Genomic DNA, 13,776 nt, shown 5'->3' on the forward strand with positions numbered 1-13,776 from the left:
CCGTTGCCAAACGTCGGCCGTGCATGCGTCAAACTTCTGCGGAGTCGCTAGAGTCCGCATCAGTAGCCGTGGCGTCTGGCTGACCAATGGAAGCGGCAAATCCGATTTCGTATGCAAATCTGAATAGCTCCGCGTCGCGCTCGATGCCAAGCTTACGCATCGCGGTCCTTTTTTGGCTGCTCACAGTCTGCTTCGTCCGGTTCAACTGCGCAGCTATTTCGGTGATGGTGACGCCGGACACATAGAGACGCACGACCTCCGCTTCCCGGCTCGATAGCACGGACACTCTTGTGCTAGAGAACTGCGCGGCTGCAGCCATTTCGCCATGCTCACGCGTAGTGGGTGAAAAATAGCTTGCACCGGCATGCACGGCATGGATCGCGGTAATCAAACGGCCGATATCCCTTGCCTTGTTCAGCACGGAATGAATACCGATTTTCCGCAATTCGGCCGCAATGGCCATGTTGTCGATCGTAGTGAATACGACGAGTTTCAGGTCAGGATAGCGGCGCCGCAAGAACGACAGCATTGCCATACCGTCACCGTATTCTCCACCAGGCATCGAGTAGTCTGTGACGAGAATGTCGCACGGGACCCGCGACAGCAAGTCCACAATTTCTGTCGAGTCGCGGGCCGTTTCCACTACATTGAGCGTGTGGATTCGCGACAATTCATGCTTGACACCGGCGACCAACGCCGGATGGTCGTCAGCAAGTATCAGGTTGATTCTCATGGTGCCTTCAATCGGTTGACTGGCTTATCGAGTGATTTCCGAGGAGTTTTTAATGTAGTGCCGACGATGAAACACCTGTTTCGTATTGGCCGGATTTAATGCCAGGTGGTATCTGACCAGTCCGCAAATAAGCTGGCAGCGTCATGCCATCTCCGTACTCTCCGCCACGCATTGCGTAGCCGGTGATGACGACGTCACAGGGCTTCATGTCCAACAGCTTGATCAGGTCGCCCAAGTCTGCGGCGGTACCGACCACTTCCAAGGTGGGAAGCACGGCCAGGCCGTGATTGATGCCTGACAGTACGGCCGGATGATGATCAGCCAGTACGAGGCGGATCTTCATATTGCTCATGCAGAGCTCCGCAGAATAAGGATGACCAGAGGATATGACTGGTTATGAATGAACTTGAATCAAACTTATCCGAAAACCATATTAAAAATCCAGGAATTACACCCGAGGCAAGCAGATAAATCTTGGGGTAGTCTCAAAATAATCGCGTCTTATATAGGATTTGTCCGATTTTATCGGCCGATTTCTCGAGCCTCAATCGGTATCGAGGCAGCATCCTTTGCGGCGAGGGCGATACGTGGCATGCAGATGACGAGAATCGACTGGTCGAGGGAGCGTCGTGGGAGATCGGGTGTGCTGAGGGTCCGGCACATCCCGTGCCGTAGGGCGGTTTCGTGAGGGGGGCGAGCTACGGTTTGATGGGCCTTCGACATCCTGGTGACAGACCTATCGATGCAGGAGATGGATGGCTATGCGCTGGCGCGCGAGGAGTGCAAAGGGGCTGCGAGACGATGGGGATCGCTCGGGTGGCGAGCAAGCCGCTGCCGTTCACGCGACTGCGGGCGGCGCTGTTGTACGTCATTCATTCCCATCTGGCAACAGGGGTCACCTGACAAGCCCGGCATCGATCGCGAACCTCATCCAGTTCTTCGATCGCCCGGCGGCAAAAAGCCATCCATCTGATATAGAATCGTCGAGGCGATAATTATCTTGAATCAACGCGGTAATTTCCAGGGATATTCGCCCCACTTGAAGATATCTCCCTAAACTGATCGATCATTTCCCGCCGTTTTTTGGGCGAAGCGCGAAGCAGGAGGTTCATGGTTAAGATGAACTCGCGTTCTTCACTCTTTCGCAGATCGGCGAAAGCAAGTAGCGCTCGAACTGTTGCGCCCCGTTCATCATTCGACATTTCCATCTCCTATGGCATCACTTGACATTGCTATCCGATAAAGCATAAAGAAATGAGACGCTTTGCTGCCTCGTTCACCAGATTCCCTATTTGAGTACGATGCTCTTTTCCGCGATGAATCTACTCGACAGAAGAACATGACGGCGTCTGCAACTGCCACCGAGAGCAGAACGGGGCCGGCTAGTCCTGACAGATTTTCGCTAAACTAAGTTCGTGCAAACCAAAGAAACTTGTTGAAATCAAGTGTGGGCGTTCAATAGCTCTTGATAAATTTGACTGGTATGAAAGTTCGCATAAGGACCTACGTAATCAGGGCGATTGCACGAAAGGCTAAACCGCCGAGACTGTTGTATGACGAGAGTTTGCCGGGATGTCTTGTAACGTTTTGGGGACTGCTGGCGATTACCCATAGTTATCACGCTCCTACCAATATCCGAGAAAGGCTTCTTTGCGAGGACTACGGCAAGGCCGCGAAATGGCCCGCTTCGCGCGTTGTTGACGCCCATGCGGGACGTCGCCGGAGACACCTTTATTGCGCGTGACCCTACGGAACATTTCGGAATCGGACCTTGTCTCTACGTGGCAAGCTTCTCGATTGGAATCTCAAAGAAGAATTGCCGTCGAAATGCCTTATTCGAAACGCGAAAGCAAGCAAGTGCTACCCTTTGGCCCAATTCAAGGAGACTCGATGTATTTACGACGCGCACTACTGTCTTTAACTTCGGTGCTGGCCGTTTCGGCGGCGCATGCCACGACTGTCTGTACGGCGATCGCCGATGCGAAGACGGGAACGATCTTGATGCAACGGGGGAATTGTACCGAACGGATAACTCCGGCTTCGACGTTCAAGATCGCAATCAGTCTGATGGGCTATGACGCCGGCTTTCTGAAAGACGAGCACACGCCGACCCTACCGTACCGCGAGGGTTACTATGATTGGGGTGGCGATGCCTGGAGGCAGCCGACAGATCCGACGCGGTGGCTCAAATATTCGGTGGTCTGGTTTTCGCAGCAGGTGACGCACGCCTTGGGACCGGAGCGCTTCGCGCAATATGCTAAAGAGTTTAACTACGGAAACGCCGATGTATCAGGCGACCCCGGCAAGCACAATGGACTCGATCGCTCCTGGATCGAGTCGTCATTGAAGATCTCTCTGGGGCAAATCACCTTCCTGGAGAAGTTCATCAACGGTCAGTTGCCGGTGTCCCCAACTGCGTTCGACATGACGAAGCGAATCGTTGAATCGAAAACGCTCCCGGATGGCTGGACGGTTCACGGCAAAACTGGCATGGCTTATCCGCGCAAACCCGATGGAACGTTTGACGAAGACCATGCCCACGGTTGGTTCGTCGGTTGGGCAACGAAGGGGGACAATACTCTCGTATTCGCCCGGCTCATTCAGGATGACCGGAAAGAACCTGGCACCGCTGGAGTGCGGGCGCGAGATGCGTTTTTGAACGAACTGCCGTCGCTGGCGGGTCACTAGACATCTGATGGCGATTGCGTTGTCGCCCAGATGGAATAGGGCACGGCGGATCGAGCCATTGATTGCCCGCTGGCCAACATTCATATCCGCTCAGCAACCGTCACGCGGCCTGATCGTCGAACGGCGGCATTCAACGCGCTGGCGCTCAGCGACTCGGCCGTCGCCTCGCATGCGGTGGCAACGCAAGCAGGGCACTGCTGATGAGCGCCAGCCCCAGCAGGTGCGTATCGAAATGGCCGGCGACCGGCGCGAGCACGCTGGCGAACGATGCCGCCGCGGCGATCATGCTGGCCACAGCAACCGTGTTCGATAGCGCGGTTCGGATCATCGTATCGCGACCAATGTTTCGCAAGCGCTTCAGGCAGGCTACGCGATGTCTTTGGTGACTCGTATTAATGGAACCCGGCAAGACTCTTTAAAGCAGCCTCAATACCGCACGCTGTTGTCGACGACACACTGACCCGCGGATGAAGGTGGCGGCGTTCGCAGTCTTCGCTCGGAAGCGGTGAGGCGTCATCTGAGCATAGAAGTGCACCTACGCTTGCCCTCTTTCATACCAATCATCTATCTCGGTTCGAGCCCGATGCTCGAGCGCACTCAGAGCCATCAGTGGATCGATTTTGGCCCTTGGAATGACCATTTCGATTGCGGGGGGCGTGCCTTTGCGCTTATCCCCGTCGGTACGTGCAATCACGGCATGGCATACCCATTGGACGCCAAGCTCATCCGCCGCAGCATCGGCGGTCACGCGAAAACCACGATGTTCAAAAGTCACAAACCCTCCAGACACAAAACGAAATGCAGTCCCTCGACAACCTGTACGGCGAGGACCGCGGAAAGCCTAACATGGGTGCCCAACCCTCCGCATCGAAGTGCCGATTGCGATTACGCACAGCTGACTCCCGCGCGAAGGTGGGCATCTCGTTGAAAGGAAGAGGAGCCTGCCCAAAGCAGAACCAGAATTCAACGAGGCTGTTTTCAAGAACCAAAGTAAATCGGTTTCATGCCGTCATTGGGGTCCGGCCGAATCGATGAATGGATCGCATGTTCCATCGAGTGGATTGAATGATCCAGGGAACGGAGCGGACGACGTGAGCCTGACGCCGATGTGCCATCGGCAACACCACCGTAGCTGGACGCCGTGCCGTTCTCCAAGGCGGCGCTGGTAACAGGCGCGTTCGACTGAGCAAACGAAACAGCGGGGACGGCGAGTACTGCGGCAACTGCAATGGCTTGAACGAGCGATTTCATGAGGAACCTCCAGTCTTGGTTTCGCTGCGAACTGTTGTCCGGAGCGGGTGATTGCAAGTCTAGGTAAGAGATCGCTCTCAATTAAGTACCTCGCACACAAGGCTGAATTGCGATTTTAAGTGTTAACCCTGATGTCTGTCGTTACGGCTTCTGTTGCTGGCCCTGCCTATTGGGCGGGATTTGCTTGCGGAGTGCTTGCGTGGAGCATCGCAACGGCGCGGGTAGCGGGCAATCCAGAAGGCGCCAAGTATTTGAATCCGCAGCGATTGATCCACGGCATACCGCCGATCCGCGCAGCAATCGCAAGTCAGTCTGGTTCCACTCTGCGCCCGCGAAACAAGGGGACTCCAATTGGATTAACGGCGAACCAACGAACAGGCCCAGCGCTCGCAAGGGGGACAATTACCGTGATACACGTTGTCGCACCCACGGACCGGATCCATTCAATCCCACAAGCCGCGTCGGGAGCGCACCAAGAAGGATGCGTCAGCTACGAGGCCGTCGTCGACGTCCCGGACTTCGGGACGATTCAGAAGCCGCTCGGCGATGACACTTTTGCTGTAATCGAACGTTGGGAAAGCGCGGAAGCGTTGAGGGCGAATGGGGCCTCGACGCATATGGCCGAATATGGACGCAATACTCGTCCGTTGCTCGTGAGCCGCGTCATCGACGTGCTGCAGGCTTGCTAAAGGCCAGGGCTCGTGCAGCCCCGCATTTGATGAGCAGGCAACCTCTCAAGCAGTCACGTGACTGAACGATCAATGATGCACACGCTCGGCATCGCGCAGCGGACGTTGGTCCGATCAATGGAGCCGATGATGAACGTGATCATTAGCACTTGCAGCAGACCCAACCGTCTGTGTTTCATCGCCTGTTTTTGTGGGAATACAGGCGGCTCGGCGGTGGGAGACACACGATGATGCTGCATCGTACTCGGCACACGTGACCTGCCGGGCGTATTCGCAAACTATCAGGTGTTGCGTGACGGTCGCGGGTATTGCCGTCCGCGAAGTCACGGTACGGCTCGCATGAGTAAGCGCTTTCTCTAGAGTTTTCCGGAGTTTAGCCGTAAAATGCGCTAGAAATCTTCGGGTTTTAATCGAGCACTGTCCGAAATTCAAATGTAATAGAAAGCGATTACTTAAATTGCATGCTTGAATGAACGCTGGCTGGCGCGTACCTCTGACTCCATCCGCCGCAACATGAACATCGAATCTTGCTACAAACCACCTCGAAGCTTCGCGGCACGCCGGCGCCAAAACGCGTGGTGTTCGCGAGCCTGAATCACGCGAACGAAGTTCATCGACACGACCAGATGATTTCACATGCCGCCTCGCCACCTCTTCGTATGGCTCAACCATCGCGACATGGTGCGACCGACGAAGCGTTGCGATTAACCCGACAACAACGTCGTGCGCGTGGACGGTGTGTCGGGCGATGCGCATAACCGCTGGAACAAGACCGTGCGGCAGTTCGACCTTGTGCCGGAGAATGAAGCTCGGCGCGAACCCCGAACGCACCAACCAACCGAAGTCCCGCGCCCGGCAGTGGCCATTTCTCAAGAGGCCGCGTTATAGTATGCCGGACAGGGCAGGCGCGATGGTGCGCCTCGACATCGGGCAGGATGCAAGTTGACCAACGAGACAAAGAAGAGAGCGCCGCGTCGCAAATCGAATGCGATCTCGGTGATAGATGTCGCGCGCGCGGCAGGGGTATCGACGGCGACCGTTTCGCGCGTGTTGAACGGTAATGCAAAGGTAGCGGCAGAACTGCAGAACCGTGTGCGCGACATCGCGCAGGAACTCGGCTACACACCGCACGCCGCGGCGCGCGCGCTAGCATCGCAGCGCTCGAAAACGATCGGCGCGGTGATCCCGTCGCTGGAAAACCAGAACTTTGCGATCGGCGTGTTCGCGCTGCAAAAACGCATCGGCGAAGCCGGCTATACATTGCTGCTCGGATGTTCGTACTACGACCAGGAAGACGAACTGAAGCAGGTCCGCGCCCTTATCGCAGACGGCATTGCCGGGCTGATGCTCGTGGGCCGCAGCCACTCGCCCGCGCTCTACGAATTGATCGAAAAGGAACAGATTCCGCTCGTCAATGGCTGGACCGTCGATCACCACTATCCGTATGTCGGCTTCGACAATGTGGCAGTCGGGCGGCGCCTCGCCGACTATCTGCTCGATCTCGGGCATACGCGCTTCGGCATGATTACGCAGATGACGCAGCATAGCGATCGCGCGGCTGATCGCATCATCGGCGTGCGCGCGGCACTACAGGCGCGCGGGCTGCAGTTGCGCCACGAGCATCTGATCGAGATGCCGCACAAGATCATTGAAGGCCAGATGGCGATGAAGGCGCTGATGAACGGCCCCGAGCGCCCGACCGCCGTCATTTGCGGTACCGATCTGCTTGCAATCGGCGCGCTCGCCGAGGCGCGCGAGTCGGGTATCGACGTGCCGGGCGACCTGTCGATCGCGGGCATCAACGACATCGAATTTTCCAGCTTCACGTCGCCGCCGCTGACGACCATGCGGCTCGCCGCCGACGAAATCGGCGCGCGCAGCGCCGAGTATCTGCTCGCACGGATCGAAGGACGGCCCGTGAGTTCGCAGTACATCGTGCCAACCGATCTGATCGTGCGCGGCACGACGGCGCGTCCGCGCCACCCCTAGGTCGCCGACGCGCGGCGTCGTTGACGAGGCGCGCGTTCGGAGCGACTCGGGGTTCCCCGGTTGCGATTCCAGTGTCGCTTCAGGGCATGCACTAGTCCGCGCCCTCGCGCCGGCTACCCCGGAATCAGCACACGACTGCGTGTGAGCACTTCTTTTGCCAGCTCCACGATGGTATCCGCGCCACTCAGACACTCTTCCTGATAGGCGACAAAGAACCCTTGCTGGGTGATCGGGCGTCCAGTGTTCAGCACGTGAATCAGCCCGGCATCGATCTCCGTGCGCATGATGGCGGGCGACAACACGGCCGCCGCATGTCCCGCCGCGACCAGCCGCGACATCATGGATAGGGAATTGCATGAGCTGACGTTGTCCGGATTGCAACCTGCGCTGCGGAACCAGTTCATCACGAGCGAATGGTTCGATGACGGTTGCGAGACGGTGATGATCGGCACCGACGCAAGCTCGTGAGGCGCGACATTGCAGTTGGGCACGAGTTGCGGCGACGCAACCCAGTGAAGATCGGTGTAACCGATGGCGGTCTCGACCACATGGGGCGCATTGGTGGAGTCGTTCAGGATCGCGATGTCCAGTTCGTGCGCACCAAGCTTGCGTCCGAGTGCGACGCCCACATCGATCGTGAGTTCGATCTTCATGTGCGGATATCGCGTCTTGAGTTGCGTCAGGAGATCTGCGAGCCCCGCGTGGGCGATGGATTCGATCGCGCCGAGACGTAGCAGCCCGTACATGGGATCGCTCCGCTTCGCAATCTGTTCGAGCTTTTCTGCCAGCTTTAGCACCTGTTCAGCATTGGCGAGCGCGTCGCGGCCTGCGCGCGTGAGTTCGGTGTGCGTCCGGCTGCGCGTGAAGAGCTGTACGCCGAGATGCTCTTCGAACTCCTGGATACGTGCCGAAATGGTCGGCTGCGTGAGGTGCTGATGACGCGCCGCTGCATGAAATCCGCCTAATCGCGCCACCCAATAAAAGGTCTCAATTTGCTGAAGAGAAATGCGCATGATCGAAGGGTTCTATCAGATGGCGTCGCTAACTTTGATTATCTCGCGGACAAAATGCATTCGTATACTGAGCCATTCTTTTCGTTGCGCCGGAACGTGGTGCGTGGCTGGTCATTTTTGTGGCAGGACAGTCTGTAGCGCCGATCGACCCACCGGTTAAAGGAGATGCGCTTGAAGCAAAAGAAGCAAGGCCACCGTGATCTACCCCAGACCGGCGAGGACCCTCGCCGCGGCATCTGGACGACCGACCTCGCGACACCCGGGGAATCCGCCTTGCCAGAGGAGCCGGCACGCGCCGGCCGCACCGACCCACTGCGCTTTCCCGTTCCACCGAAGGCGACCGACAGTCATCACCACATCTACGACGCGCGGTATCCAGTCGATCCATCAGCGCAATTGCAGCCACCCGACGCGACGGTCGCCGACTATCGCGCGTTGCAGCGCAGGCTGGGCATCGAGCGACATGTCGTCGTTCAACCGTCGACCTATGGAACCGACAACCGTTGCCTGCTCGATGCCTTGTCGCAGTTCGGAAAGACCGCGCGCGGTATTGCGACCGTGCCCGACACGGTGACGGATGATGAGCTGGCCGCTCTTCACGAGAACGGTGTACGCGGGCTGCGCTTTAATCTCGAGTACCTGGTCGGCGTCACGGTATCGATGATGGAGCCGCTCGCGAAGCGGATCGAACCGCTCGGCTGGCACATTCAGGTCAATGCCACCGCTGCGCAGCTACTCGCGCATCGGCAGTTGCTTGCGAGTCTGTCGTCGCCGCTCGTGATCGATCATATGGGGCAGATCCCACAACCGGCCGGCGCGGAACATGCCGCATTCCGGATGGTCGCGGCGCTGCTAGCCGGCGGCCGTACCTGGGTCAAATTGAGTGGTCCCTATCTTGTGTCACGAAGTGGAGCACCGTTCTACGCCGATGCCGGGATGGTCGCGCTCGGGTTGACCCAACTTGCGGCTGAAAGGATGCTGTGGGGATCGGACTGGCCACATCCGACGCAAGCGGCCGACAGCAAGCCGGACGCTGTCCGCTTACTGGATGATCTGACGCTGTGGATACCCGACGAATCGACGCGGCATCGAATCCTCGTTGATAATCCTGCGAGGCTCTACGGCTTTTAGCGTGCGTGCGTGCGGCACGCTGCGCCGGCTGGTTCCGCGCTTGCCGATGTAGGCCACCATGTCGATCTCCACGAGCACACCCTGCAGTCCGGCTTCCACGGTCGTTCGTGCCGGCTTGTGCTCGGCAAAGCAGCTCGCATAGACCGCGCTGAAGCGGCTAAAAGAGCGTCAAGTCGGTGAGATAGACTGCGACCTTGACGACATCCTCCAGTCCCGCGCCGGCGGCGGCCAGCACCCGCTCGACATTGGCGAGCGTTGCACGGTGTCAAGCACCATCGCATTGGGGTAGAGACATGGTTGCTACTTCAAGAAATAAAAAGCGTGTCACGCTCACGCGTGCGGCGGCGCTGCGAGGTATCCGTCGACGTGCGACCGGAGCTCACTCAGCACTTGTGCATGCTCTTCCCACGAGAGCCTGTCGACGCTCATCTTCGGCGTAGCGGGGCGGTCGATGCGGCTATCATCAACCGCCTGCCCGATGTCGACGGCCGCAGCGAGATACGCCCGGTCGCGCTCGGGCGTGAAGTCGGTGAGCAGCCGCGCCGCCGCGTGTCGCGGCGCGACCATCGCCATCGCCGATACCAATCCCCAGCCGCCCCAGTTCGAGACGCTGGAAACGATCAGGTAGTCCGCGGGAATGGCCGCGCTGATCAACGGGCCGTTGGGAATGTCGTCGTGAACGATTTGCTCGGGCAGCACGCCCATGCCGATTTCATTGCCGCCGTCGCCGATGCCGATCGTGACCCACGGACGCGACCACTCGGGATCCTCGAACAGAAGATGCAGCGGAGCGGTATCGTCGGACATGTCCGCGCCGTACTCGCGGTGCGGCTTGCCGTCGCTCGCGGGCGACACCCGCTCGATCGCGATCATATGCGTGATCGGACGTTCAGCCTCGCTTAGCCGGGCTCTCAGCGACTTGACCGATGCCGCGCTCACCGAGGTGATCTCGAACGCCACATCTTTTGGCAATTCCGTGGTGACTGCCCAGACCGCTTTGCAGCATGGCGCGTCCGAGATCACCGTCACCGGTATGCCGAAGTTCGACAGTGCGGCGGCCAGATGGGCCATGCCGCCCAGTCCGTCCGTCTCCGGCGAGGGCGGGACGGCATTGCGGATGAAGAAGCCAGTTACGATACCGACGTGGGCGTTCGGCGTGCTCATGATCGAACGCGCGGCCGCTTCCAGCTGACCTTCAACGAACCGCTTCATGCGGCCAATGTCGCGCCGGACGGTTTGACCAATGATGTCTTCGACTTTTGCTATTCCCATTTTTCCAATCTCAGTGGCAACGTTGCTCATACGAGGCGCGGCGATCGCTCAGACCGGAATCTTCGTTTCATAATCAATTCCGATTGAACAGAGCAGCAGGCCGACGCCCATTGCGGCGAAACACATCAACGCGAGGAAATAGGAACCCGTATATTGAACGATCGCGCCGATCGCAATCGGGATCACCATTCCGCCGATATTCCCGCCGAAGTTAAGCAGTCCGCCAAGCGTGCCCACCTTGTTGCGTGAGGCGAGCATCGCGGGGATCGACCAGTACAGACCGCCCCACCGCAGAAAAAAGAGCGTGACGGACAGCAGGATCACGACCATGGTGGGGCTCGTCGCATGCGCCACTGAAAACACCGCAATCGTGGCAACCACGCCGGCGATACCGAAGAAAGTGCGCATGACGCGGTTCGGCGCGGCGCCGCTGGCGAGCCACTTGTCGGCGACGTAGGCACCGGAGAGTTCGCCGATGAAGCCGCAGAAGAAAATCACGAAGCTTGCACCGCCCATTTGCTGAATGTTGAAGCCCTGCACTTTCTGCAGATAGGTGGGCATCCAGGTCAACAGACCGTAGTAAAGCGTCGTGCAACACATGAAGCCGATGAGCATCAGCAGCACTGAGCGATACTTGAGGAAATCGAGCGAGTTGCCCGACAGATTTTCGGCTTCCTTTTCAGCTTCCACGCGCTGTGCCTGTTCAATGTGTTCCGCTTCGGCTTCATTGACCCCGGCGTGATCGCGCGGTTGATTCTTGATGTAGTACCAGGCGCCTATGCCGCACAGGACCGTGCCGACGCCGGCGATCGCGAAGGCTGTGCGCCATGAGTGCGCGACCACGATCAGCCAGGCGATCAGTACCGATCCAAGCGCTGCGCCGAGCGGCGAGCCACCGTCCATCAGCGATGCGCCACGAACCCGCTCATGCTGCGTGAGCCACCTCGCATTGAGCGCACCTCCCGCCGAGGCCACCGGCGCTTCTGCCACACCGAGTCCGAGCCTCGTAGCGAGCAAGGACATCGCGTTGGTCGTCAACGCGCCAAGACCCTGGAAGGCACCCCACAGCAATGTGCACAGCGCGAGCACCAGCCTCGGCTTGAAGCGGTCGACGGCCATGCCGCCTGGAATCTGCATCAGCGTATATGACCAGAAGAACGAACTCATAATGAGGCCCTGCATGACCGGCGTCAGCGTGAACTCGCTCGCGATCATCGGCATCGCGACGGACAGCGACGCACGATCGATGTAGTTGACGGTCACCAGCAGCAACATGATGAAGAAAATCTTCCAACGAACCGATGTTTTCGGCTGGGCGTACGCCATGACCGCCGAAGGTGCTCCGCTCATGCCTCTTCTCCTGTTTCGCTGTTTGAATGTGGAATACACGCCCGGCGCGTCGCGCATCGGCGATGGATGAAGCGGCCACCTGCCACGCTGCAGGCGCCCGTTTCGTGCTGGTTGAAATTGAGTATAGGGTCGCGGACCTGAGCGGAGATAATCGAAAGTGACCCGCGCAGTCGATAGAAATCGGTGATCATGTGTGCTACGGCTCGTGCGGCATCGCTATAGACGCAATGGCCGCTTCATTAGCGGCCATTGGCATTGACGTCGTGACCCATGCAACAACGAGCAGTCGCGCTGTTTCAGGAGTCGTGACATGCGCTGCTTGCGGAAGAGATATCGCCCGCGAATGGACGTGTTATCCGTTCGCTCCGACAAAACGCGCGCGCGCCGGCTTCAAGACGACCATCGCGAGCACGGCGGTGCTCAGATCGAGCACGATCGCGCATCCGAACACCGGCACCCAGCTGCCGGTGTGCTGATGCAGCAGCGCGGCGAGCGGGCCGCCGAAGATCGAGCCAATCCCGAACGAGATGTAAAGCCAGCCATAGTTCGCGGTGGCATAGCGGGTACCAAACGTGTCGGTCAGGGTCGAAGGGAACAGTGAAAAAATCTCACCCCAGCCGAAGAACACCACGCCGGACAGCAGCACGAAGAGAACCGCGTTATCGCGCGTCATCAGCCAGAGCGCCATCGCCACACCTTCCAGCGCGAACGCGAAACACATCGTGTTTTCGCGCCCGAGGCGATCCGATATCCAGCCGAATAGCGGCCGGGTCAGACCGTTCGTGAAGCGGTCGATCGTCAGTGCCAGCGGCAACGCGGCGAGCCCGAAAACCAGCACCTTGCTGACACCGAAGTCAGCGGCAAAGCTTGCCATCTGCGATGTGACCATGAGGCCTGAGGTGGACATCATCGTCATCATCACGAACATCAACCAGAACAGCGGCGTCCTGAGCATCTCGGACGGCCGGTAGTCGCGCGTCGCGACGGCTGTCCGGGATGCTGCCGAGCTGGTACCGTGGGCCGCGGGCGGTACCCGCAGGCCTTGCGACGCGAGCAGCCCGATCACTGCGAAGATGATGCCGTACAGCCACAGCGTGGATTCGACGCCGCGCGTTGCCAGCGATGCAGAGATCGGAAAGGTGGTGACAATGGCGCCCATCCCGTAGCCTGCTGCCGCTACACCAGCGGCGAAGCCGCGCCGATCGGGAAACCAGCGAACCACGAACCCGACCACACCGACGTAGACGATGCCGGTACCGAGACCGCCGATCACGCCGTACGTGAGGTACAGCATCGACGTACTGTGCGCATACGAAGCCAACACCCAGCTTACGCCTGCCAGCACCGTACCGATCGAGATCAGCATGCGTGGCCCGAAACGATCGATCAGCGCGCCCTGGAACGGTGAAAAGAATGCCTGCAGCAGCACCAGCAGTGAGAATGTCACTTGCAGTTCCGGCAGCGCGATGCCGAGCTTGGCCATGAGCGGCTTGGTCATCAGAGTCCACACATATTGGGGACTCGAAATCGTCATCATGCAAACTAGACCGAGTCCGAGCTGGATCCAGCGGGTATGCGCGGCTGTTTGCGTGCTGGGCGAGGCGGCGCCTGCCAGTGATTGCGTGCGGGTGTTCAAGGTGTTTCTCCGTTTGGACTGAGG

15 protein-coding genes and 1 pseudogene are annotated in these 13,776 nt (G+C 58.9%); 4 read left to right on the top strand and 12 right to left on the bottom strand.

Annotated features, from left to right (window positions below):
- Window positions 1–28 precede the first annotated feature (28 nt).
- From PQR02_RS15025 to PQR02_RS15035, 3 genes are all read right to left on the bottom strand, one after another.
- Window positions 29–733, bottom strand: coding sequence for a response regulator (locus PQR02_RS15025; protein ID WP_408231903.1), 705 nt, complete (start codon window positions 731–733; stop codon window positions 29–31).
- A gap of 49 nt (window positions 734–782) precedes the next feature.
- Window positions 783–1,085 carry a response regulator transcription factor gene (locus tag PQR02_RS15030; protein WP_408231906.1) on the bottom strand — a complete coding sequence of 101 codons (303 nt, stop codon included), beginning with the start codon at window positions 1,083–1,085 and terminating at the stop codon, window positions 783–785.
- A 643-nt stretch (window positions 1,086–1,728) separates the two neighbouring features.
- Window positions 1,729–1,935 (bottom strand): hypothetical protein, encoded by a 207-nt coding sequence (locus tag PQR02_RS15035; RefSeq protein WP_408231909.1) that lies wholly within the window; start codon window positions 1,933–1,935, stop codon window positions 1,729–1,731.
- Between the two features lie 688 nt (window positions 1,936–2,623).
- Between PQR02_RS15035 and blaOXA the strand changes: the two genes are divergently transcribed.
- Window positions 2,624–3,421: a class D beta-lactamase gene (blaOXA, locus tag PQR02_RS15040; protein WP_408231912.1), complete on the top strand. Its 798-nt coding sequence runs from the start codon at window positions 2,624–2,626 to the stop codon at window positions 3,419–3,421.
- Window positions 3,422–3,566: 145 nt separating this feature from the next.
- Here blaOXA and PQR02_RS15045 read toward each other — a convergent pair whose 3' ends face one another.
- The 3 genes from PQR02_RS15045 to PQR02_RS15055 all read right to left on the bottom strand — a co-directional run bounded on the left by PQR02_RS15045 (window position 3,567) and on the right by PQR02_RS15055 (window position 4,672).
- Complete coding sequence (locus PQR02_RS15045; protein ID WP_408231915.1) at window positions 3,567–3,716, bottom strand: hypothetical protein; 150 nt, start codon at window positions 3,714–3,716, stop codon at window positions 3,567–3,569.
- Window positions 3,717–3,956: 240 nt separating this feature from the next.
- Window positions 3,957–4,196 carry a hypothetical protein gene (locus PQR02_RS15050; RefSeq protein WP_408231918.1) on the bottom strand — a complete coding sequence of 80 codons (240 nt, stop codon included), beginning with the start codon at window positions 4,194–4,196 and terminating at the stop codon, window positions 3,957–3,959.
- A gap of 203 nt (window positions 4,197–4,399) precedes the next feature.
- Window positions 4,400–4,672, bottom strand: coding sequence for a hypothetical protein (locus PQR02_RS15055; RefSeq protein WP_408231921.1), 273 nt, complete (start codon window positions 4,670–4,672; stop codon window positions 4,400–4,402).
- Window positions 4,673–4,803: 131 nt separating this feature from the next.
- Between PQR02_RS15055 and PQR02_RS15060 the strand changes: the two genes are divergently transcribed.
- Window positions 4,804–5,361 carry a putative quinol monooxygenase gene (locus PQR02_RS15060; RefSeq protein WP_408232192.1) on the top strand — a complete coding sequence of 186 codons (558 nt, stop codon included), beginning with the start codon at window positions 4,804–4,806 and terminating at the stop codon, window positions 5,359–5,361.
- Between the two features lie 942 nt (window positions 5,362–6,303).
- Window positions 6,304–7,350 carry a LacI family DNA-binding transcriptional regulator gene (locus PQR02_RS15065; RefSeq protein ID WP_408231924.1) on the top strand — a complete coding sequence of 349 codons (1,047 nt, stop codon included), beginning with the start codon at window positions 6,304–6,306 and terminating at the stop codon, window positions 7,348–7,350.
- Between the two features lie 113 nt (window positions 7,351–7,463).
- On the opposite strand, the gene PQR02_RS15070 is transcribed toward PQR02_RS15065, so the two are convergent.
- A complete protein-coding gene (locus PQR02_RS15070) occupies window positions 7,464–8,363 on the bottom strand; it encodes a LysR family transcriptional regulator (protein WP_408231927.1) in 900 nt (299 codons plus the stop codon).
- A 165-nt stretch (window positions 8,364–8,528) separates the two neighbouring features.
- Here PQR02_RS15070 and PQR02_RS15075 point away from each other — a divergent pair, with 165 nt between their 5' ends.
- Window positions 8,529–9,494, top strand: a complete 966-nt coding sequence (locus tag PQR02_RS15075) for an amidohydrolase family protein (RefSeq protein WP_408231930.1) — start codon at window positions 8,529–8,531, stop codon at window positions 9,492–9,494.
- Between the two features lie 157 nt (window positions 9,495–9,651).
- On the opposite strand, the pseudogene PQR02_RS15080 reads toward PQR02_RS15075, so the two are convergent.
- From PQR02_RS15080 to oxlT, 5 genes and pseudogenes are all read right to left on the bottom strand, one after another.
- A pseudogene (locus PQR02_RS15080) lies at window positions 9,652–9,744 on the bottom strand (Rid family hydrolase); the annotation flags it as partial.
- Between the two features lie 80 nt (window positions 9,745–9,824).
- A complete protein-coding gene (locus PQR02_RS15085; protein ID WP_408231933.1) occupies window positions 9,825–10,766 on the bottom strand; it encodes a glutamate cyclase domain-containing protein in 942 nt (313 codons plus the stop codon).
- 48 nt (window positions 10,767–10,814) lie between these two features.
- A complete protein-coding gene (locus tag PQR02_RS15090; RefSeq protein ID WP_408231936.1) occupies window positions 10,815–12,116 on the bottom strand; it encodes an MFS transporter in 1,302 nt (433 codons plus the stop codon).
- Window positions 12,113–12,307, bottom strand: coding sequence for a hypothetical protein (locus tag PQR02_RS15095; protein ID WP_408231939.1), 195 nt, complete (start codon window positions 12,305–12,307; stop codon window positions 12,113–12,115). Before PQR02_RS15095 ends, PQR02_RS15090 begins: the two co-directional genes overlap by 4 nt.
- Window positions 12,308–12,468: 161 nt before the next feature.
- Window positions 12,469–13,752, bottom strand: coding sequence for an oxalate/formate MFS antiporter (gene oxlT / locus PQR02_RS15100; protein WP_408231942.1), 1,284 nt, complete (start codon window positions 13,750–13,752; stop codon window positions 12,469–12,471).
- Between the last annotated feature and the right edge of the window lie 24 nt (window positions 13,753–13,776).

The organism is Paraburkholderia sediminicola (assembly GCF_046026895.1).
GTDB classification, from domain to species: domain Bacteria; phylum Pseudomonadota; class Gammaproteobacteria; order Burkholderiales; family Burkholderiaceae; genus Paraburkholderia; species Paraburkholderia sediminicola_C.